Genomic DNA, 21,290 nt, shown 5'->3' with positions numbered 1-21,290 from the left:
CACCAGCAATGGCCGACGAGAACACTCCCGTCACCCCGGAAGAGGGCGGCGAACTCGCGATGCGTGTCGAGCCCGTCGGGCTCGAGACGGAGATGCAGCGCTCGTACCTCGACTACGCGATGTCCGTCATCGTCTCCCGCGCGCTGCCGGACGTCCGGGACGGTCTCAAGCCCGTCCACCGCCGTGTGCTCTACGCGATGTACGACGGCGGCTACCGCCCCGAGCGCGGCTTCTACAAGTGCGCCCGTGTCGTCGGCGACGTCATGGGCAACTACCACCCGCACGGCGACTCCTCCATCTACGACGCCCTGGTGCGCCTCGCCCAGCCGTGGTCGATGCGGATGCCGCTGGTGGACTCCAACGGCAACTTCGGCTCCCCGGGCAACGACCCGGCGGCGGCCATGCGCTACACCGAGTGCAAGATGGCGCCGCTGTCGATGGAGATGGTCCGGGACATCGACGAGGAGACCGTCGACTTCACGGACAACTACGACGGCCGCTCCCAGGAGCCGACCGTCCTGCCGGCCCGCTTCCCGAACCTGCTGATCAACGGCTCGGCCGGTATCGCGGTCGGCATGGCCACCAACATCCCGCCGCACAACCTGCGCGAGGTCGCGGCCGGCGCCCAGTGGTACCTGGAGAACCCCGAGGTCTCCCACGAGGAACTGCTGGACGCGCTCATGGAGCGCATCAAGGGCCCGGACTTCCCGACCGGCGCCCTGGTCGTGGGCCGCAAGGGCATCGAGGAGGCGTACCGCACCGGGCGCGGCTCCATCACGATGCGCGCGGTGGTCGAGGTCGAGGAGATCCAGGGCCGTCAGTGCCTGGTGGTCACCGAGCTGCCGTACCAGGTGAACCCGGACAACCTGGCGCAGAAGATCGCCGACCTGGTGAAGGACGGCAAGATCGGCGGCATCGCGGACGTCCGTGACGAGACATCGTCCCGTACCGGTCAGCGCCTGGTGATCGTCCTGAAGCGGGACGCGGTCGCCAAGGTCGTGCTGAACAACCTGTACAAGCACACCGACCTGCAGACGAACTTCGGCGCCAACATGCTGGCGCTGGTGGACGGCGTGCCGCGCACGCTCTCGCTGGACGCGTTCATCCGGCACTGGGTGACGCACCAGATCGAGGTCATCGTCCGCCGGACCAGGTTCCGGCTGCGCAAGGCCGAGGAGCGGGCGCACATCCTGCGCGGCCTGCTGAAGGCGCTGGACGCCATCGACGAGGTCATCGCGCTGATCCGGCGCAGCGAGACGGTCGAGATCGCGCGCGGCGGCCTGATGGACCTGCTGGAGATCGACGAGATCCAGGCCAACGCGATCCTGGAGATGCAGCTGCGGCGCCTGGCGGCCCTGGAGCGGCAGAAGATCGTCCAGGAGCACGACGAGCTCCAGGCGAAGATCAACGAGTACAACCAGATCCTGGCCTCGCCGGTCCGCCAGCGCGGGATCGTCAGCGAGGAGCTGGCCGCGATCGTCGAGAAGTACGGCGACGACCGCCAGACCAAGCTGATCCCGTACGAGGGCGACATGTCCATCGAGGACCTGATCGCCGAGGAGGACATCGTCGTCACCGTCACGCGCGGCGGCTACGTCAAGCGGACGAAGACGGACGACTACCGGGCGCAGAAGCGCGGCGGCAAGGGCGTGCGCGGCACGAAGCTGAAGGAAGACGACATCGTCGACCACTTCTTCGTCTCCACCACGCACCACTGGCTGCTGTTCTTCACCAACAAGGGCCGGGTGTACCGGGCCAAGGCGTACGAGCTGCCCGAGGCCGGCCGGGACGCGCGCGGCCAGCACGTGGCCAACCTGCTGGCCTTCCAGCCGGACGAGGCGATCGCGGAGATCCTGGCGATCCGGGACTACGAGGCGGCGCCGTACCTGGTCCTCGCGACCAAGTCCGGTCTGGTCAAGAAGACGCCACTGAAGGATTACGATTCGCCCCGCTCCGGCGGTGTCATCGCGATCAACCTGCGCGAGCGCGAGGACGGCAGCGACGACGAGCTGATCGGTGCCGAGCTGGTCTCCGCCGAGGACGACCTGCTGCTGATCAGCAAGAAGGCGCAGTCGATCCGGTTCACCGCTTCGGACGAGTCCCTCCGCCCGATGGGCCGCGCCACCTCCGGTGTCAAGGGCATGAGTTTCCGTGAGGGCGACGAGCTTCTCTCGATGAATGTCGTCCGACCCGGTACGTTCGTGTTCACTGCCACCGACGGTGGGTACGCGAAGCGGACCGCCGTCGACGAGTACCGCGTCCAGGGCCGCGGCGGCCTCGGCATCAAGGCCGCCAAGATCGTGGAGGACCGTGGTTCGCTCGTCGGCGCGCTGATTGTCGAGGAGCACGACGAGATCCTCGCGATCACCCTCTCCGGCGGTGTGATTCGTACGCGAGTCAGCGAGGTCAGGGAGACGGGCCGTGACACCATGGGCGTCCAACTGATCAACCTGGGCAAGCGCGATGCCGTGGTCGGTATCGCACGTAACGCCGAGGCCGGGCGCGAGGCGGAGGAAGTCGACGGCGACGTGGCCGTGGACGAGACCGCCGAGGATGCCGCGACCACCGGCACGGACGAGGGTGAGGCACCCTCGGCCGAGTAGCACGAGGAGTGAGTCATCGTGAGCGGAGCCACGGGCGCCGGATCGGCCGGTACCTCCACGGGTACGGAAACGGACGGCGGCGGCCGTGGCTCCGCCGCGCGTGCGGCAAGTGCGAGCGACCCGCACACGACCGACCTGAATCCGGTGAAGGGGTCCCAGGCGGACTCCTCCCGTACGTCTGGATCCCAAGGGGGAACGGTGACGGACACCCGAGGCCCGGCCGGCGAGGCACGGGCGGCGTCGCCGCTGCCCGGTGAGCGGCACCCGGAGCAGCCCGCGGTTCCGTACCACCCGCCGCAGGCCTATCCGGCGCAGGGCGCGGTGCGCAAGCCGCGCACGGGGATGCGGCCGACGGCTCCGCGCACCCGTAAGGCGCGGCTGCGGGTGGCCAAGGCCGACCCGTGGTCGGTGATGAAGGTCAGCTTCCTGCTCTCCATCGCGTTCGGCATCTGCACGATCGTCGCCTCGGCGGTGCTGTGGATGGTGATGGACGCGATGGGTGTGTTCTCGACGGTCGGCGGCACGATCTCGGAGGCGACCGGCTCCAACGAGGCCAACGGCTTCGACCTCCAGGCGTTCCTGTCCCTTCCGCACGTCCTGACGTTCACGTCGGTCATCGCGGTCATCGACGTGGTCCTGGCGACCGCCCTGGCGACGCTCGGCGCGTTCATCTACAACCTCTCCGCGGGCTTCGTGGGGGGCATCGAGCTGACCCTCGCGGAGGACGAGTGAGGCCGGCGGCGTCCTGACGGTCCCCGACAACCGATTTTGGGACTGACGGTGTCGTGCGCTAATCTTCAGGAGTCAGCGCGCGGGACACACACCGCAAGGCGCGGCGGGGCTATAGCTCAGTTGGTTAGAGCGCATCCCTGATAAGGATGAGGCCACAGGTTCAAATCCTGTTAGCCCCACCAGCGAGAAGACCCCCGGTCCATTGGGCCGGGGGTCTTTTGACACCCATGCTTGACACCAACGGCGGCGGTCAGCCGCGGCCCATGGCGTTCAGGTCGTTCGTACAGGGGCGCGCTCCCCCTGGACGCCTGAACCACCCCTCAGGCTGCGCCGTAGCGGTTGCGATGAAGCATGCGGTGACTAGCGTGGGTAACGAGACGTCTGACACGGCGGCATACGCGATCCGTCAGATTCTCTTCATAGGGGAAGCGGCCGCAGCGCAGTCGGCGAGGCCCACGCTGCGGGGCTGCGACAGGGAGATGCTCCCCACACGTACGCGGCCGATCGAAGACCGCGCCACACCATTTCATGGCGGCCGCGAACAGCCGCACGCGTCTGACCGCGTGCGGGCCGATCAAGAAACAGGAAGTGTATCGATCATGCGCGCACGACGTCTGAAGTACCTCTTTGCCGTTTCGGCGGCAGGCGTTCTCGTGTCCGGCGGTGCCGCGATCGGCACGGCCGGGATTGCGGTCGCGTCCACTCCGACTCACGCTCCTCAGGTCTCCGTCGGCTACCACAGCGATGACGGAGACGACGACGGAGGCGACTACTACGACGGTGGCGACGATTACGACGATGGCGGCGACTCCGGAGACTGATCCGACCCAACATGAACGGCGTGCGGCGGCTGGCACCAGCGGCTGACACCGTGACCCACCGGAACAGCGTCTATGGCGCCACCGCCCCGGCCGTTCGCTTCGTCATCGGCTGCCTCGGCCACCCCCGGACGTCGACCTCGGGGGTCTACTTCTACGAGGAGCGCCACCGGGCGCCGTTCTGAGAAGGGTGATGTCCCCACCACATGAAAGACCCGACCGCTGGCGACGGGGGATGCACCAGCGATCGGGCTATGGCCAAGGGTAACAAGGTTGTGGGTTGTGTGGGGCCAAGTCCAGGGGAAATCAGGCAGGTTGGCCGATCATCGACCGCACGGAGGGTCGTAGGAGAGGCGCGGGAGGTACTCCTGCCAGCGCTGCTTCGTCAGGACGCCCCGGGTGACCGAACAGATGTGGCGGATCGCCGTGTCCGCGTCCAGGTTCCACAGGCGGACCGTGTCGGTGCCGCTGGAGACGCCGAGGACGTGACTGCTGGGGCTGAAGGAGAGGAAGTGGCCGGTCTTGGCGTTGGGGCTCATGGACTGGCCGATCGGGGTCGCCCGGGCCGGGTCGGTGATGTTCCACAGGCGGACCGTGTTGTCGTTGCCGCCGCTGGCCAGGGTGTGGCCGACCGTGCTGAAGGTCAGGGACGTCACCGCCTCGGTGTGGCCGGTCAGCGGCCTGCCGAGCGGCTCGGCGCGCGCCGGGTCGGTGATGTTCCACAGGCGGACCGTGTCGTCGTCGCTGCCGCTGGCGAGGGTGTCCCCGTCGGGGCTGAAGGCGAGCGCGTTCACCGGGCCCGCGTGCTCGGCCAGCGGGGAGCGCAGGGGGACGGTGCGCGTGGGGTCGGTGACGTCCCACAGCCGGATCTCGCTGTCCGCGCTGCCGCTGGCCAGGGTGTGCCCGTCGGGGCTGAAGGCGAGCGCGTTGACATAGCCCCGGTGGCCGGTGAGCGGTCTGCCGAGCGGTACGGCGTGCGCGGGGTCGGTGACGTTCCACAGCTGGATGGTGCGGTCGTCGTAGGCGGTGGCCAGGGTGCGCCCGTCCGGGCTGTAGGCCAGCGCGTCCGGTCCCATGAAGCGGGTCCGCAGGGCCAGCGGCGGGCCCGCGGCGACCGGGCGGGCGGGGTCGGAGACGTCCCACAGGTGCACCGTGCGGGCCCCGGTGAGGACGGCCAGGACCCGGCCGTCGGGCGAGAACACCATGGAGCGCTGGTCGCCGTCGGCCCGCATGAACGGCTCGCCCAGCAGTACGGGCCGGCCGGGCCGGGTCACGTTCCACAGCCGTAGCCGGCCGTCGCGGGCGGCGGTGGCCAGCACCCGGCCGTCCGGCCGGAACGCCCCGCTGCGGCCGACCATGTCGGAGGTCGGGACCGACCACAGCCGCACCTTGCCGTCCCCGCTGCCGGTGGCGAGGGTACGGCCGTCGGGGCGGAACCCCAGGGCGTACATCTCCCCGCTGCTGCCCGCGAGCGGCTCGCCGACCTGGGACGGCGATGTGGGGTCGCCGACGTTCCACAGGCTGGCCGTGCTGTCCGCGCTCGCGGCGGCCAGTCGGCCCCCGTCCGGGCTGAACGCCACCGACCAGATCGGCCCGGTGTGCCCGGTCAGCGGGGAGCCGAGCGCCGTCGCGCGCCCGGGCCGGCGTACGTCCCACAGCCGGATGGTGTCGTCCGCGCTGCCGCTGGCCAGGGTGCGCCCGTCGGGGGCGAAGGCCACCGAGTGCACCAGGTCCGTGTGCCCGCGCAGGGTCTTCAGCGGCTCCGGCCGACGCGGGTCGGTCACGTTCCACAGGCGGATCGAGTTGTCGTCGCCGCCGGTGGCGAGGGTGTGCCCGTCCGGGGAGAAGGTCACGCAGCGCACCGCGGCGGTGTGTCCGCGCAGGGTCTGGAGCGGCTGCGGCCGGCGCGGGTCGGCCATGTTCCACAGCCGTACCGTGTGGTCCTCCCCGGCCGAGGCCAGGGTGCGGCCGTCCGGGCTGAACGCCACCAGGTAGATCGTGCCCCCGTGGCCGGTGAGCGGCTCGCCGAGCGGCACGGGGTGCGCGGGGTCGGCGACGTTCCACAGCCGGATCGTGCCGTCGTCGCCGGCCGAGGCCAGGGTGCGGCCGTCCGGGCTGAACACGGCGCTGCTCACCCAGCTGGCGTGGCCGGTGAGCGGCTTGCCGAGCGGTGCCGGGCGGTTCGGGTCGGCGACGTTCCACAGCCGGACCGTGCGGTCGTAGCTGGCCGTGGCCAGGGTGCGGCCGTCCGGGCTGAAGGAGGTGAGGTAGACCGCGCCGGTGTGCCCGGACAGCGGGGTGGCCAGCGGCGCGTTCACGATCGACAGCAGGCGGCTGTACGTGCCCTCGTCACCGGGGCGCAACTGGTGCGCGACCAGGTCCAGCTGGGCGGCCAGCGACGGGTCGGTGTGCTGGACCCGGTCGGCCTCGGCGAGGACCTGCTCGAACACGGCGTCGTCGCGCTGCTTCCAGGCGATCACGGCGGAACCGGCGGCCAGCACGGCCAGCACCACCAGCGCCGCCACCGCGGCCCGGCTCAGCCACACCGTCCGCTTGCGCAGCCGCACCGAGGCGGCCAGGAACTCCATCGCGCTGCGGGTCAGATAGGTGTCCCCGGCCGACCGGGCCCAGCTGCGGGCCTGCTCCAGCCGGGACCCCCGGTACAGCAGCGAGCTGTCCCGGCCCGAGTCCTCCCAGGCCCGGCCGTCCTCCTCCAGCCGCTGGCGCAGCAGATGGTCGCCGCGGCCCTCGTCGATCCAGTGCCGCAGCCGGGGCCAGGCGTGCAGCAGCGCCTCGTGGGTGATCTCCACGGTGTCCGCGTCCAGCGTCACCAGCCGGGCCCGCACCAGGGCCTCCAGCGACTCCTCCGTCTTGCCGGGGTCCGCCGACTCCTCGGCCAGTTGCCGCCGGGTGCCGCGCCGCCGCGTGGCCTGGGTGTCCTCGCCGAGCCGGACCAGCCGCAGCAGCAGCAGGCGGGCGGCGGTCCGGGCCGCCGGGTCCAGGCCGGACCAGGCCCGTTCGGCGGTCGCCGCGACCGCGCCCTGGATGCCGCCGGCCGCGCGGTAGCCGGCCAGCGTCAGCTTTCCGGCCTTGCGGCGCTGCCAGGTGGCCAGCAGGGCGTGCGACAGCAGGGGGAGCACGCCCGCGTCGTGCGCCCCGCGCGGGCCGTCGGCGCTCACCTCGCGCACGATCAGCTCGGTGAGCCCCGGCTCCAGTTCCAGGCCCACCGCCTTGGCCGGCCCGGTCACCGCCTCGCGCAGCTCGGTGCTGGTCAGCGGGCCGAGCACCATGTGCCGGTGCTGGAGCGCGTCGGCCAGGTCCGGATAGCCGAGGCACTGCTCGTAGAAGTCGGCCCGTATGCCGAGGACGACCCGGACGGGCGCGGGGTCCGCGGAGCCGGCCGGCGGGGTGCAGGCGGCGTGCAGGAACTGGATGAAGGAGCGCCGGTCCGCCTCGTCGGCGCAGAGGGTGAACGCCTCCTCGAACTGGTCCACGATGACGACCGGCCGGGTACCGGGGGCGAACGCCCGGCGGGCCCAGGCCGCGACCGCCGCGCGCACGGCCCGGGTGACGTAGGGAGCGTCGCTGCCCGGCAGCGCCGGGTTCCGCGCCGCCTCCCGCTCGGCCCGCCGTGCCTCGGCGGCGACGGCGGCCAGTTCGGGGATCCGGCGGACCAGCTCGCCCAGCGGATCGGCGCCGGGGACGAGCTGGAGGATGGGGTCGGGGGGTTCCGGGGGATCAGGGGGCCCTGAGGGATCGGAGGGTTCGCTGGGTTCTCCGGTGATCCGTGTGACTGGTGTGACTGGAGCGTCCGATGGGGTCGAGGCCGTGCCGTCGTGCAGGGCGCCGTCCCGGATCGCGGGGACGAGGCCGGCGTTGAGCAGGGACGACTTCCCCGCGCCCGAGGCGCCGACCAGCATGACCAGGCCGCCGGACCGCTCGGCCGCGCGGATCTGGGCGACGAGGGCCTTCGTACTGCGCTCCCGGCCGAAGAACCACCGGGCGTCCTCGCGCCGGTACGGGGCCAGTCCCCGGTACGGGCACACGCCCCCGGGGACCGGGGGCGCCTGGGCCGGGGGCCGCCGGTTCTCCTCCGCGGGCGGCGCGGCCCGGTCGCCGGCCGGACCGGTCAGGGCCAGCTCCCACAGCCGCTGCCAGTGGGCGAGGTCGTACAGGCCGGCCGAGACGGGAGTGGGGCGCAGCCGCCGGGCCTCCGGGATCAGGATGTGGAGGACCGCCGCGAGGGCCGCGAACTGGGCTGGTACGTTCCGGGCCCGCCGCCAGTCGCTGATCCGCTGCGCGGACACCCGTACGGGCCGGCCGCGCTCGTCGACCCGCTGGAGCCGTACGACCGCCTGGGCGACGCTTTTAAGGGGAGGATTTCCGGCCTCCTTGTAGAGCAGCGCGAGCCGCTCGGCGAAGGCTGTGCGTGCCCCTGAGTCGGAACTCAAGGTTCCACCCCTTACTTCCCCCGCGTGTCGGACGTCCGGACCGGAAAACTCACCCTATACGTCTGACCTGCGGTTAAGGGGTGGATCGAGGTCCGGAACCTCCTCGTCGGCGACGACAAATGGCAGGATCCGAACCCGGTAGCGGACTCGTCACACACCGTCCGGACAGGCCACCGGCCCGGTGCTCGGAGAGACAGCCCATGGCGCCGAATGTTCTCGGTCAAATTCGGCCACCCTGTGTCGCGCCCGGGCGGATGAGCCCGCGAGCGCCCCGGAAACCGTCCTCGCACTTCGACCCGCGCCGCGCCGACATGGCGTGGGTCGACGTTCTCGCACCGTTCGGCACCGGTCCCCGCGAGGGGAGGGACCGGTGCCGGGCGGGCGGGAATCGGAATCAGTCAATCCATACGGTGGGCCCGGCCATCGGGCCGGGCCGCTCGGTCGATGATCGGGTCCGGTCGGTCCAGCCGGCCCGCCGCGCGGGCCGTGGCCACGGCGTGCCGCTCGGCCTTCTCCACGGCGGCGTTCAGGGACGCGTCCCGCCCCCGCGCGGTGCCGCCGGCCGCGGCCGCCGCGGACATGGTCGCCGCGAGCGCCGCGCGCAGGGCAGCGGCGGCGGCCGGGCCGGCCTCCCGGCTCGCGGCCACTCGCGCGGCCGACTGCGCGGCCAGGGCGGCCGCGGCGGCGTTGCGGGCGCAGCGGGCGTCCGCCGCCGGGTCCGGGACCGTCTCCGCCAGGGCCGTCTCCGCCAAGGCCGTCTCCGTCGGGGCGGTTTCCACCGGAGCGGTCTTCGCCAGGGCGGCGAGCGACCGCGCCGTCAGCCGTAGCGCGTTGGCGGCCCGGCCGGCCGCGTCCGTCGGCACGATCTCGGCCGCGTCCGGGCCGACGCCGGCGTACCGGCAGGCGCCGGCCGCCCGGTCGTAGGCGCTGCGGGCCCGGCCGCCGTGGACCCGGCGCGGCTCCTCGGCCCGCGGGTCCGCTCCGGCCGCCGCCGCTTCCCGTCCGCTCGTCCTCCGGCCTCCCACTCCCGGGACTTCCGCGACGACACCGTGCGCCCGGGCGCGGGCCGGCGGGAGGCGTCACACGGCCTGGAAATCTGACGGTACGTCAGTTACGGTCGCCTCGCCGGCCGTTCCCGAAGGGGTGAGTGCCCATGCAGAAGCAGCGTCCCCGGTGCCCTCGACCGCCCGGCGAGCCGCGCTGGGTCGCGATGTTCCGGGGTCCCGACGGGGTCACCTGGACGGTGGGCGCGCAGTCCCCCTACCGGGAACCGGTGCTGTACGCCGTCGGCGACATGACCCGGACCCTGCGCGCGCGGGGCGACGAGGTGACGGTCGCGCTCTGGGGGCCCGAGAACGGCGCCTGGCACCTGTTCGACGCCCCGTCCGCCCCGTCCGCCGCGACCGGCGACCCCGCGCCGGAGCCGTCCGCTCCGCCCGTTCCGCCGGAACCGGCCCGGCTGGCCGAGCGCATGACGGACCGCCGGCACCAGGTGCTGCTGGCCGGGCTGGACCGGGCGGGCCTGTACGACCTCGGTCCGGAGGACGCCGAGGCGGTCCGTGTCCTGGCCGACCGGCTCGACGAGCCCACCGTCCGCCGGGTCGCCCACTGGCTGGCCACCGCGGGCGGGCGGCCGTAGGTCCCCCCTGGCGGGTTGGGAGGGCGGTCCGGCGGGCAGTGACCTTCCGAAGGTCCCTGCCGACGGCTGGAGGACGTATGGAGGTCTCCGTCGACCGCGCCCTGTGCTACGGCTCGGCCGAGTGCGCGCACCGGGCACCGGACGTGTTCGCGTTCGAGGACGGCTACGGCGTGGTGCGCCCCGGAGGCGTCCGGGCGGTCGGGGACCCGCGGATACGGGAGGCGGTCCTGGAGGCGGCCGAGAAGTGCCCCTCGCAGGCCGTCGTGCTGCGGGAACAGGGCGCCGCGCCGGGGGAAGCGGCTGCCGCGCCGGAGCAGCGCGGGCGGCCGGCCACCAGTCGCTAGCCGGCCGCCGGAGGCGTGGGTGCCGTCGGCGGGTAGGTCCAGCCGAGGCCGGCGAGCGCGCGGGCCCGGGCCTCGGCGACCGCCGTACGGGCCGTCCGCTCGGCGGGGTCGACATGGGCCGCCTGGCCCGTGACCTGCCCGTCCCACTTGCGGTACAGCAGACCGGCCTGGGCCGAGAACCAGCCGCGGCTCACCGCGTCCAGCGCCAGCAGCAGCCCGGTGTCCTCGGAGGCCGGCAGCGCCATCCAGCCGCCCAGCGCGAGCAGCAGCTCACGTCGTACGCACAGGGTCGCCGGATGGACCGGCAGGCGGAAGTCGTTCCGCTTCCAGTGGCCGAGGACGGTGCCGCGCTCCAGCGGACCGTCGTCGGGGTCGCCGGGGAAGCCGGCCGTGGTGCCGTCGGGCAGCAGGTCCAGCACGCGGGAGGTCGCCCAGCCGACGGCGGGACGCGCCTCCAGCACGGCCAGGTCGCGGGCGAGCGCGCCCGGGGTGAGCCGGTCGTCGGCGTCCAGCACCTTGACGTAGGCGCCCCGGGCGCGGGACAGCGCGATCGTCCGGGCCACGCCGGGACCGCCCGGCCGGCCCTGGCGGAAGGACACCCGCGCGTCGTCCGGGACGTACGGGCGGACCTGGTCCGTCGTCCCGTCCTCCTGTACGACCCACTCCCACTCCCAGCCGGCGGGCAGCCGCTGCGCGCACAGGGACGCGTACGCGTCCGGCAGGAACCGGGCGGACGGGCCGTGGACAGCGGTGACTACGGTGACGCGCCGGCTCACGGCAGCGCTCACCACCTTTCCGTGCGGTGGGGGCCTGTTGTCGCTGCCAGCATGGCGTACGACGGGTCCGGGCACCCGGCGGGTCCCGGAAACAGCGCGAGACCCCCGGCCGGGGCGGCCGGGGGTCTTCCGTGTCGACTGGTGCGTACGCAAGTCGCCTTGTTGTCGAGACGTTGCGGTACTGCTGCGGGCGGGGGCTCAGCAGTCGAGCGCCGCCGGGGCGTGGTCGGGGCTCTGTGCCTCCGCCTCGGCCCGGGTCCGGGGCCGGGTCTGCTGCTGGAGTTCCGTCTCGCTCTGCTGGGTCTCGGTCAGCGGCCGGTGCCGGCAGCTGGGGGCCTTTCCGTGGGCCTCGGCCCGGATCCGCTGCTTCATCGTGGGGGGCAGGGCCCTGGCGCGGGACCAGGCCCAGGGATGTGTGACCGGGATCGTCGGGAGCGTGCGGTGCGCGGTGCCGGTGTCGGCGCTCTCGGTCCAGGGTCCAGCCGGGGCGGCGGTGGCGGTGGCGGCGCCGGCGGAGACGAGGCCGAGCGCCGTGCACAGCGCGAGGAAGGCGGTGACGATGGCGGTCCACATCTTCATGACCTTGGTCCGGGCCATGATCCCCTCACTTTCGGGTTGGGCGATTTGCGTACTTTGTTCATGATGTGTATGAGGGTCGCGATGTGGTGGACCGACGCCCGTGGCGCGTCGATGTTCCGATGAACACCACTCGGATGGACGCAAGGAGGGAGAAAGCCCTCTAAAAGGCGATGAGTGCGGCCGAAGAGGGAGCAAATTAACGGTCCGTGGGGGCCTGGTCACGCTCCGGTCGGCCCCGCGTGTGACCCCGCCTACTGCGCCGCCGGGTGCGGGAGTTGGGCGCCGACGCAGGTCACCGACCGATATCGGGCGGTGTGTATAGTCGGGCGCCAGAGGTCCCCTACGTCAAGGAAAGACGAGGTCGCGCGGTGAAGAAGCTGCTCCTGGTCGCACTGGCCGCCATCGGCGGGCTCCTCGTGTACCGCCAGATCCAGGCGGATCGCGCCGAGCAGGACCTGTGGACGGAGGCGACTGACTCCGTGCCCACGGGTTCGTGAGTCCCCCTGTCGAAGCGATAACCCGATCTGTACAGACCCCGGTCGCCCGAGCGGCCGGGGTTCTGCGTTGTCGGGGGGCGTTCCGGGTTGCGGGGGCGCGCGGGCCGGGGTAGCCGGAACGGGACGTGCTCCCGCGGGGGCCGGACGTTTCGGACGGGTGTACGCGTTGCCCGGATGGCGCAGGGCCGGCCGGGGCAGGATGGAGCCCGCGACGCGGTGCGGTGGTCCGACGACTGGGGGTGTGGCGCGTGCGGGGCCGAGGGGGTACGGCGTGGGGGCGCGGAGGCGCCGCCCGGTGCGCGGTGGTGGTGTTACTGCTGGGGCTGTGGTCCCTCGTCGGTCCGGCGGCCGGCGCGCGCGCCGAGGGGGCCGGGCCGCCGGCCGTCGCGCGGGCCGGGGATGCCTACGCCTTCACGCCCGGCGCCCGTACCGTCGTGGGCGCGCCGGACACCGCGAGCGCCGTTCCGCTGGACGCCCACCACACCTACCGCAGCTCCCTCCCCCGCGCGGCGAGGCTGTACTACCGCCTCCGGCTCACCGCCGCGGAGACCGCGTACGTCCCCGTCACCGCCGTACCGCCCCCCGACGCCGCCGTCTCCGCCACCGACGGCATCCGCGTCTCGCTGCGGAACGCGAACGGCACCTCCTGCTCCTACGCCTCCGCGCGCTTCGGCGCCGGGATCAGCCCGCGCCCGGTCACGGCCCTCGGGCAGCGCGAGACCGGCAAGGCGCTGTGCCGGGGCAGCGGCACGTACTACCTGCTCGTCGAGCGTCTCGACACCGGGCGCCCGGACGAGAGGGCCGAACCCGGGCCGTGGGACCTGGAGATCGCGCCCGCGACGGAACCGGGCCTGGCCCGGGCCGGCTCCACGACCCCGCCGCGCTGGGACTCGGCCAGTCCCGAGCCCCCCTCCGGCCGGCCCCGCGAACGTTCCGGCGGCACCGGGTTCGCGACCGCGCGAACCGTGGGCCAGGGCGTCTGGCGGACGGAGCTCGCACCCGGCGCGACCCGGTTCTACAAGGTCCCGGTGGACTGGGGCCGACGGCTGCACGCCTCCGCCGAGCTGGGCGGCGCCCAGGGCCACGGCTACGTCGGCGGTGCCCTGTCCCTCTCCCTCTACAACCCCGTGCGCGGCACCGTGGACGACACCTCCGCCGGCTACACCGGCACCGCCAAGCCCACCGCGCTCGCCCCGCTGCCGCCGGTGGAGTACGCCAACCGGTACGCCGTACCGGCAGGGGTGACCTCCGTACGGTTCGCCGGTGACTACTACCTCGTCGTGCACCTCAGCACCCGGCTGGCCGAGCCGTTCGGGCGGGGGCCGTACGAGGTGACCCTGCGGGTGCGGGTGGACGGGCGGGCGCACGAAGGTCCCGCGTACGACGGCGGACCCGTGCCGGAGGACGTCTTCACGATCAGCGACGCGGACCGTGCCGCCGCGCTGGCCGGGGGCCTCGGGGACGCGGTCGCCGGGGAGGCCGCCGGGGGGCGGGAGGCCGGTGCCGGTGACGGGGCGATGCGGCTGGTCGCCGTCGGGGGGATCGGCTCGGGGACCGCGCTGCTGCTGGTCCTCGGCGGCTGGACGGTGGCGGCCCGGAGGGCGCACGCGCGGGCCCGGTGACGCCTGGAACCGGTGACGGTGGGCCTCTCGGCGGTGGGCCCGGTGACGGCGGGACCGGGGCCGGGTCAGAGCCGGGCCAGGGCCCAGAAGCCCACCGCGTAGCAGACGAGCGCCAGCAGCAGGAGGGGGATCACGGCCTTCGCGGGCGGCCCCGGACGCCGGAGCGCCCGCCGCGCCCGGTGCCGCCGGCCGGGCGCGGGCGAGGGTGCCGGGAGCGGCGGGGTCGCGGGTGCCGGGTGCGGGGCGCGGGCGGTGTAGGCGGCGGTGGTGGTGTCGACGGGCGGGGCCGGCAGGGGGTCCGGCATCGGCAGGGGGGCCGGCATCGGTCCCGGCGCCTGGATCGGGGGCGTGTGCGGGGGCGGAGGTGCGGGGGTGGGCGTGGACGGGAGGGCGTGGGGGCCGGGGATCGGGTCCAGGGGGTGCGGGGGCGGGGGGAGACGGAAGCTTCCGGTGTCCGACAGGGAACCGGTGGGGGAGGAGGCGCCGGGATCCGTGCCGGTACGGGCGTCCGTACTCCCGCCTGGTCCCGTACCCGTGTCCCCCGTGCCCGTACCGGTGTAGGGGTCCTCTTGCTGGGCTGTGCCGGAGGGCGGGACCGGGGGGCCGTCGGGGAGCAGCTCCAAGGCGATGCCGGGGGCCTGGCGGAGGGGGCCCTCGGGGCCGAAACCGGGGGGCAGGGGCCCGAGTTGGTCGAAGATCTCGATGAGCTCGTCGTCGATGCCGGGCTCCGGCAGGAGTTCCGCGGCGGCGGCGAGTGCCTTGCGCGCCCCCGTGGCCGTACGGAAACGGTCCGCTGGATCGGGCTGGAGCAACGAGGCGACGACCTGCCAGAGGGGTTCCGGGATGCCCTTGGGCGGGCCGGGCGTGCCGTGCTCGAGGAAGTACCGCACGAGCGCCTTGGTGTCCGGCTTGGCGCCCTCGAGGAGATAGAGGGCGACCAGTCCCACGGCGAACAGGTCGGCCGGGAAGTCCGGTTCGGCGCCCTGCATCTGTTCGGGGGCGAGGTAACCGGGCGTGCCCACCACGAGGTTGGTCTCGGTCAGCCGGGGTTCGCCGAGCCGCATGGCGATGCCGAAGTCGGACAGCCTGAGCCGGGGACGGCCGGTGCCGGTGGCCTCGAGGAGCACGTTGGCGGGCTTGATGTCCCGGTGGACGACGTCCTCGGCGTGGACGGCGGCGAGGCCGGACAGTAACTGGTCGAGCAGTGTGCACACGAAGGCGGGCGGGAGGGGGCCGTAGTCGCCGACCAGGTGGACCAGGGAGCCGCCGGTGACCAGGTCCATGGTGAACAGCACCTTGTCGTCGTCGGCGGCCCAGCTGGCCGGGGCGAGGACGTGCGGATGGTCGATGCGCATCCCCTGCTCGCGGACGAAGCGGAGCAGGGAGTGGGCGTCGCGCTGCTGGAGGACCTTGGCGGCCACGTAACGCCGCCGGCGGTGGTCCCAGGCCCGCCATACGGCGCCCACGCCACCGCGTCCGATCGGGTCGGCCAGCTCGTACCGGCCGGCGAAGACCTCACCCATGCAGCCGCCGCTCCTCCTCGTGGCCCTGTGCGCCCCCGCTGGTGATCCCGTACCCCGTACCCCGTGCCTCGTGTCCTGGCCGGCCCGCCCCCCGGTGCGCCGGCCCGTGGGTCAGCTCTGGTGGGACTGGTAGTGCGCGACGGCGTCCGCGGTGCGGCCGGCGCCGTAGACGCGGAGGAACTCGGCGAGTTCGGGGTGGCTCGGCGCGAGGGCGTCGGCGGCGTCGATGATGTCTCCGGCGGCGGCCACCGAACGGAGCAGCGACTGGATCTCCCGGACCACGCGCTTGACCGTGGGCGCGCCCGAGCTGCCGGTGGTCTGGGTGGTGTTGCTGAGCACGGAGCCCCCCTGTGACTTCTTGATCTCCTCCATGCGCTCGGTCGCCTCGGCGGCGCTGACGCTGCCGTCCGCGACCTGGGAGGCCAACTCCTGGAGCAGCTGGACACGCTGGACGACGGCGGGGTTGCCGATCTTGGCGCGCTGGCCGCTCATCAGCTGGGAGAGCATCGGAGCGGACAGGCCGAGGACCGCCGCGAGCCGTGCCTGGTTCAGCCCGAGATCGTCGATGAGCTTACGGAAGAGCGCCCCCAGCGGCTCCCCGTACCAGTTCCGCTGCAGCTCCCGCGCTCTGGCGGTGGCTTCCTGCTGTGCGGCGTCCATTGCGTCTCCCCATCGCTTCCCCTGAAAACCGCGGTTCGCTGTAGCGAACCACGTCGAGCATCTTACGGAGAGTGGTCATCCGCGGGGACCCCCAATCTTTTTGCGGGATACGGGGGGTGACCCGGTACTCTGGTCTGCGGCACCCGCCGGATCCTGATCCTTCCGGCCGGCCGCTGCCTTTACGGGGCCTTAGCTCAGTTGGTAGAGCGCCGTCTTTGCATGGCGGATGTCAGGGGTTCGACTCCCCTAGGCTCCACTTCCCAAAACCCCCTCTCACCTGCGGAAACGCTGGTGTGAGGGGGTCTTTGTCTCCCGGGGGCGGCGACCGGTGCGGGGCGCGTGGCCGGGCCCTATGATCACCGGTCCATGGACGAACCAGGCAGGGACGAACCAGGCAGGAACGAACCCGGCAGGGACGAACTGCTCGCCGCCGCTGTCCGGCTGCGTGGGCAGGGGGATCCCGGGCAGGCCCGGGTGCGGCTGCTGGAGCTGGCCGACCGGTACCCCGACGACCCCGAGGTGGCCTACCAGACCGCCTGGGCGCACGACGTGCTCGGTCTGGAGGCCGAGGCCGTTGCCTTCTACGAGCGCGCGGTGCGGGGCGGCGGGCTGTCGGCGGAGGACCGGCGCGGTGCCCTGCTGGGGCTCGGCAGCACCTACCGCGTGCTCGGCCGGTACCCGGAGGCGGTGGACACGCTGCGCCGGGCCGTGGCGGAGTTCCCCGGCGACGGGGCCCTGCGGACCTTCCTCGCCATGGCCCTGTACAACACGGGCCGGCACGAGGAGGCCATGTGCCTGACGCTCACCCTGCTCGCCGCCACCAGCGAGGACCCCGGTGTACGGCGGTACCGGCGGGCCATCGAGGAGTACGCGCGCGACCTGGACGCCACCGTCTGAGCGGCCCGGGGCTACCGGCGGACGTCCTCCAGCGCCGGCGTCGCCTCGTCGAGGGCCTCCTCGGGGGTCAGGCGGGTGCCGGCGGTGAAGGAGCGGGTGAAGGCCGCGTCGCCCAGGGTGGCGCGGGCCGCCCGCTCGATACGGTCCACGTCGGTGCGCTCGGCCGGGGGCAGCGGCGCGCCCACGCTGCGCCGGGCCGCGTCGGCCGCGCCGAGCAGCAGGGCCGCGCAGGCCGCCGCGGACGGGGTGCCCCGCAGGGCCGCCGCGCCGGCCAGGCCCTCCAGGGACAGCGCGAGCGCCCGCGGCTCGTCTATCGCGCGGGCCACGTCCAGGCCGCGCAGATGGTGTGCCGCGGCCGTGCCCGCGTCGCCGCGCAGTTCGGCGACGAAGCCCAGCTCGGCCAGCACCAGATGGTCGCCGGCCTGTGAGGACACATCGGCGTAGCCCTCGCGCAGATGCCGCAGGTGCGCCTCGGCGGCGTCCAGGTCGCCGGCGCGGCGGGCGCCGAGCGCGAGGCCCATCTCGGCGTGGATCTCGCCGTATTTGTAGCCCTGTTCGGCGGCGCTGCGCCGGGCCTGTTCGTGCAGGTCGCGGGCGCGGTCCCAGTCGTGGGCCAGCAGCGCCAGGCGGCCCAGGCCGGACAGCCGGGCCGACACCTCGGCCGCGAGGCCCAGTTCGCGGGCGATCCGCAGCCCCTCGTACTGGCGGCTGACCGCCTCCTCGTACTCGCCCTTGATCTCCGCGAGCGCCGCCAGCGGTGACACCGTCTGGAGTTCGCCCCAGCGATCGCCCAGTTCGCGGAAGAGCGCGGCGCTGCGCCGGCCGTCGCGGCCCAGCCCGGCGAGGTCGCCGCGGACCAGCGCGAGCGTGGCCCGCAGACCGAGCGCGGCGGCGGTGCCCCACTGGTCGTCCGCGGCGGTGAACAGCGTCAGCGCCCGGTCGTTCAGCTCCCCGCTGTCGGCCACCGCGCCCGCGCTGAACAGGCCGTACGCGCACAGCCACAGCGACCGGGCCCGCCGTACCGGGTCGGGCCCGGCGGTGCCGTCGGCGGCGAGGGTGGTGTCGTCGGGGAGGGCGGTGGCCGGGTCGCGGTCTCCGGTGAGCAGGGCGAACGCGGCGTGCAGCAGAGCCAGTTCCCGGCGGTCGGCGGCCGTCGTGGTGTCCAGCACCGCGCGCAGGCTGCGGCGGGCCTGGGCGAGCCGGCCGCGCAGCAGCCACCACCAGGCCAGCGCGGTGGCCAGCCGTGCCGCCTGGGCCGGGTCCCCGGCGGCGGCCCGGCGCACGGCCTCGTCCAGGGCGGAGCGCAGATTGCCGGACTCGGCGTCCAGCCGGGCCAGCCAGGACCGCTGCCCGGGGCCGCGCAGCTCGGGTTCGGCGCGTTCGGCGAGCGCGAGGTAGTGGCGCAGATGCCGGTCGCGTACGGCGGCGAGGTCCTCCAGCTCGTGCAGCCGCTCGGTGGCGTACGCGGCGACGGACTCCAGAAGCCGGTAGCGCGGGCCGGTGGGCCCGGCCACGACCACCACCAGGGACCGGTCGACCAGCCGCGTCACCAGGTCGGGCACCTCGGCGGAGGCGACCCCGTCGCCCGCGCACACCGCCTCGGCCGCCTTCAGGTCGCAGCCGTCGCTGAACGCGGCCAGCCGGCGCAGCACGATGCGCTCCGGCGCGCTGAGCAGCTCCCAGCTCCAGTCGATCACCGCGCGCAGGGTCTGCTGGCGCTCGGGCGCGCCGCGCCGCCCCGAGGTGAGCAGCTGGAACCGGTCGCCGAGCCGGGCCGCCAGCTCGCGCACGCCCAGCGCGCGGACCCGGGTCGCCGCCAGTTCCAGGGCGAGCGGGATGCCGTCCAGACGGCGGCAGATCTCGGTGACGGCGGCGCGCTCGGCGTCGTCGCAGGCGTCGGGGGCGAGCGAGAAGCCGGGGGCCGCGGCGGCGGCACGCTGGGTGAACAGCCGTACCGCGTCGTCCGTGGGCAGCGGCTCGACCAGGAACACCTCCTCGCCCGGCAGGCCCAGCGGCTCCTGGCTGGTGGCCAGCACGCGCAGACCGGGCGCGGTGCGCAGGAGCAGGGCGGTGAGGTCGGCGGCGGCGTCCACGACGTGCTCGCAGTTGTCGAGGACGAGCAGGGTGCGGCGGTCGCGCAGGACGGCGGCGAGGTGGTGCGCGGGGGACCGGGTGCCGGTGCCGGAGACGGGTACGGCGGAGGGCGCGTGGTCACTGATGCCGAGGGACGCGGCGACGACCTGGGCGAGATCGGCGACGGCCCCGCCGCGGACGCCGGAGAACTCCACGAACCAGGCGCCGTCGGGGAGTCCGGAGGCGTCGGTGAGGAGCGCGTCGGCCGCCGCCACCGCCAGCCGTGTCTTGCCCACGCCGCCGGGGCCGGTGAGGGTCACCAGGCGGGCGGCGCCGAGGAGTCCGGTCACCCGGTCGAGCGCGTCGCGGCGGCCGATGAGGGGGGTGAGGGACGCGGGCAGGTTGGAGGGGGCGGGCGCCGGGGGCGCGGCGGGTTCCGGGGGCGCGGCGGGCGCCTCGGGCTGCCTGGGAGCGGCGTCGGCGGGGCGCGGCGCGACCGTGAGCGCGGGGTCCTGGCGGAGCACCGCCTGGTGCAGCGCGGCGAGTTCGGGGCTCGGTTCGACCCCCAGGTCGGCCACCAGCCGGGCGCGCAGGTCCTCGTAAGCCGCGAGGGCCTCGCTCTGCCGGCCGGCCGCGTACAGCGCCCGTATCTGCAGCGCGCGCAGCCGTTCCCGCAGCGGGTGCCGGGCCACCAGGTCGGCCAGCTCCCCGGCGAGGAGCACGTGTTCGCCGGCCGCCAGGCGGGCCTCGGCCTGCTCCTCCAGCACCGACAGCCGCTGGTCGGTCAGGCGCTGTGCCGCCGCGCGCGCGAACTCCTGGTCGGCGAAGTCGGCGTAGGCCGGTCCGCGCCACAGTCCGAGGGCCTCGGTGAGCAGCGCGGCCCGGTCGTCCGGGGCCTCGACGGCACGGGCCCGGTCCACCAGGTCGCGGAACCGTACGGCGTCCACCTCGTCGGTGTCGTCCAGCCGCAGCCGGTAACCGGCCGGCTGGAGCTGGACCCGGTCCCGGCCCAGCACCCGGCGCAGCTGGGAGACCTTCGCCTGGAGGGCGCCGACGGGCCGGCCCGGCGGTCGGTCGCCCCACAGGTCGTCGATCAGCCGGTCCGCGGAGACCGGTCCGCCGTCGTGGGCGAGCAGGTCGGCGAGCAGCGCCCGGACCTTCGCCTCGGGAACCCTGACGGCCACCCCCTCGTCGTCCCACACCGTCAGTGGGCCGAGCACCCCAAACCGCATGTGCGTCACTGTACGTCACGGTGCCGATCCGGTGGGGTGTTCGCCTGACCGCGCGCCGCCCACCAGCGGTTTTGCCGATCACCGGGGCTCCTGGCCGCCGGCCGTGAGCCGTACGTCAGCCCGTCCGGGGTGGCCATGAGCCGGCCGTAAGCCGTCCCGAAGGTTTCCCGAAGCGCCCGGGCGCAAGGTCGTTTCCACCGAGCCGTTGTGGCAGGTGCGGCGCAGGAAGAGGAAGCAGCATGACCAAGTACGCGGGCCGGACGGCCGTAGTCGTCTCAGAGGCCACCGCCATCGGACTGGCCGTGGCCAAGCGTCTGGTGGAGGGCGGCGCCCACGTCGTGCTGACCGCCCGCACCGCGAAGGAGCGGGACCGGCTGGGCGGGGAACTGGGCTCCGCCGCCCGGGTCGTCGCGCCTTCCGACGTGACCGCCTGCCTGAGGCCCGGCGGTGTCGTCGACCTGCTGTTCGCGGATGTCGTGGCCACCGCCCGGCCGCTGCTGCCGCGGCTCAGGGACGGTGGCGCGGTCGTGCTGATGACCCCGGCGCCCTCGCCCGCCGCCGTGCACGCGCTGGCCGACGAGCTGGTCTCCCGGGGCATCCGCGTCAACGCCGTGGCGCCGGGCTGTATCGAGGCGCCGGGCGGCGACGGGGTGCCCCTGCCGCCCCTGGGCCGTCTCGGCGCCGCCGAGGAGGTGGCCCGGGCCGCGCTCTTCCTGGCCACCGACGCCACGTTCACCACCGGGGCCCGCCTGCCGGTCGACGGAGGTCTGACCCGGCCATGACGACATACCGGACCTGGCCGACGTACCGGACCCGGCCGACGGACCGGAGACCGCGCCCGGAG

Annotated in this window: 17 protein-coding genes and 2 tRNA genes; 12 read left to right on the top strand and 7 right to left on the bottom strand. The window is 74.0% G+C overall.

The window, feature by feature from the left end:
* Positions 1–8: 8 nt before the first annotated feature.
* The 5 genes from gyrA to IE251_RS41690 all read left to right on the top strand — a co-directional run bounded on the left by gyrA (position 9) and on the right by IE251_RS41690 (position 4,338).
* A complete protein-coding gene (gene gyrA / locus IE251_RS11280; protein WP_189752759.1) occupies positions 9–2,603 on the top strand; it encodes a DNA gyrase subunit A in 2,595 nt (864 codons plus the stop codon).
* 18 nt (positions 2,604–2,621) lie between these two features.
* A complete protein-coding gene (locus IE251_RS11275; protein ID WP_189752758.1) occupies positions 2,622–3,335 on the top strand; it encodes a DUF3566 domain-containing protein in 714 nt (237 codons plus the stop codon).
* 105 nt (positions 3,336–3,440) lie between these two features.
* Positions 3,441–3,517, top strand: a tRNA-Ile gene (locus tag IE251_RS11270).
* A 183-nt stretch (positions 3,518–3,700) separates the two neighbouring features.
* Positions 3,701–4,156, top strand: coding sequence for a hypothetical protein (locus IE251_RS11265; RefSeq protein ID WP_189752959.1), 456 nt, complete (start codon positions 3,701–3,703; stop codon positions 4,154–4,156).
* A gap of 50 nt (positions 4,157–4,206) precedes the next feature.
* The gene (locus tag IE251_RS41690; protein ID WP_267926223.1) at positions 4,207–4,338 is read left to right on the top strand and encodes a hypothetical protein; all 132 of its coding nucleotides are present in this window, start codon (positions 4,207–4,209) and stop codon (positions 4,336–4,338) included.
* A 138-nt stretch (positions 4,339–4,476) separates the two neighbouring features.
* On the opposite strand, the gene IE251_RS11260 is transcribed toward IE251_RS41690, so the two are convergent.
* Together IE251_RS11260 and IE251_RS11255 are read right to left on the bottom strand one after the other, a co-directional pair.
* Positions 4,477–8,604 carry a WD40 repeat domain-containing protein gene (locus IE251_RS11260; protein WP_189752757.1) on the bottom strand — a complete coding sequence of 1,376 codons (4,128 nt, stop codon included), beginning with the start codon at positions 8,602–8,604 and terminating at the stop codon, positions 4,477–4,479.
* A gap of 398 nt (positions 8,605–9,002) precedes the next feature.
* Positions 9,003–9,629, bottom strand: coding sequence for a hypothetical protein (locus IE251_RS11255; protein ID WP_189752756.1), 627 nt, complete (start codon positions 9,627–9,629; stop codon positions 9,003–9,005).
* Between the two features lie 128 nt (positions 9,630–9,757).
* On the opposite strand from IE251_RS11255, the gene IE251_RS11250 reads away from it, so the two are divergent.
* Entirely contained in the window at positions 9,758–10,243 is a 486-nt protein-coding gene (locus IE251_RS11250) for a hypothetical protein (RefSeq protein ID WP_189752958.1), read from the top strand.
* A gap of 77 nt (positions 10,244–10,320) precedes the next feature.
* On the top strand, positions 10,321–10,587 hold the full coding sequence (locus tag IE251_RS11245; protein ID WP_189752755.1) for a ferredoxin: 267 nt from the start codon (positions 10,321–10,323) through the stop codon (positions 10,585–10,587).
* On the opposite strand, the gene IE251_RS11240 is transcribed toward IE251_RS11245, so the two are convergent.
* The gene (locus tag IE251_RS11240) at positions 10,584–11,375 is read right to left on the bottom strand and encodes a glycosyltransferase family 2 protein (protein WP_229896699.1); all 792 of its coding nucleotides are present in this window, start codon (positions 11,373–11,375) and stop codon (positions 10,584–10,586) included. The two genes, IE251_RS11245 and IE251_RS11240, sit on opposite strands and share 4 nt — an antisense overlap.
* Positions 11,376–11,561: 186 nt before the next feature.
* Positions 11,562–11,960 (bottom strand): DUF6344 domain-containing protein, encoded by a 399-nt coding sequence (locus IE251_RS11235; protein WP_229896698.1) that lies wholly within the window; start codon positions 11,958–11,960, stop codon positions 11,562–11,564.
* Positions 11,961–12,310: 350 nt separating this feature from the next.
* Here IE251_RS11235 and IE251_RS40920 point away from each other — a divergent pair, with 350 nt between their 5' ends.
* Together IE251_RS40920 and IE251_RS11225 are read left to right on the top strand one after the other, a co-directional pair.
* A complete protein-coding gene (locus tag IE251_RS40920; RefSeq protein WP_003999697.1) occupies positions 12,311–12,439 on the top strand; it encodes a DLW-39 family protein in 129 nt (42 codons plus the stop codon).
* Between the two features lie 305 nt (positions 12,440–12,744).
* On the top strand, positions 12,745–14,061 hold the full coding sequence (locus IE251_RS11225; protein WP_229896697.1) for a hypothetical protein: 1,317 nt from the start codon (positions 12,745–12,747) through the stop codon (positions 14,059–14,061).
* A gap of 65 nt (positions 14,062–14,126) precedes the next feature.
* Here IE251_RS11225 and IE251_RS11220 read toward each other — a convergent pair whose 3' ends face one another.
* Complete coding sequence (locus IE251_RS11220; RefSeq protein ID WP_189752754.1) at positions 14,127–15,584, bottom strand: serine/threonine-protein kinase; 1,458 nt, start codon at positions 15,582–15,584, stop codon at positions 14,127–14,129.
* A gap of 111 nt (positions 15,585–15,695) precedes the next feature.
* Positions 15,696–16,244 carry a helix-turn-helix domain-containing protein gene (locus IE251_RS11215; protein ID WP_030780911.1) on the bottom strand — a complete coding sequence of 183 codons (549 nt, stop codon included), beginning with the start codon at positions 16,242–16,244 and terminating at the stop codon, positions 15,696–15,698.
* A 183-nt stretch (positions 16,245–16,427) separates the two neighbouring features.
* Between IE251_RS11215 and IE251_RS11210 the strand changes: the two genes are divergently transcribed.
* A tRNA-Ala gene (locus tag IE251_RS11210) sits at positions 16,428–16,500 on the top strand.
* 110 nt (positions 16,501–16,610) lie between these two features.
* On the top strand, positions 16,611–17,141 hold the full coding sequence (locus IE251_RS11205; RefSeq protein ID WP_189752753.1) for a tetratricopeptide repeat protein: 531 nt from the start codon (positions 16,611–16,613) through the stop codon (positions 17,139–17,141).
* A gap of 11 nt (positions 17,142–17,152) precedes the next feature.
* Here the strand turns inward: IE251_RS11205 and IE251_RS11200 are convergent, their stop codons facing one another.
* The gene (locus IE251_RS11200; protein ID WP_189752752.1) at positions 17,153–20,446 is read right to left on the bottom strand and encodes an ATP-binding protein; all 3,294 of its coding nucleotides are present in this window, start codon (positions 20,444–20,446) and stop codon (positions 17,153–17,155) included.
* 239 nt (positions 20,447–20,685) lie between these two features.
* Here IE251_RS11200 and IE251_RS11195 point away from each other — a divergent pair, with 239 nt between their 5' ends.
* The gene (locus IE251_RS11195; RefSeq protein ID WP_189752751.1) at positions 20,686–21,228 is read left to right on the top strand and encodes an SDR family oxidoreductase; all 543 of its coding nucleotides are present in this window, start codon (positions 20,686–20,688) and stop codon (positions 21,226–21,228) included.
* Positions 21,229–21,290 lie beyond the last annotated feature (62 nt).

This window comes from Streptomyces eurythermus (genome assembly GCF_014649115.1).
Taxonomy (GTDB): Bacteria; Actinomycetota; Actinomycetes; order Streptomycetales; family Streptomycetaceae; genus Streptomyces; species Streptomyces eurythermus.
This window is presented reverse-complemented; position numbering and strand designations above follow the sequence as displayed.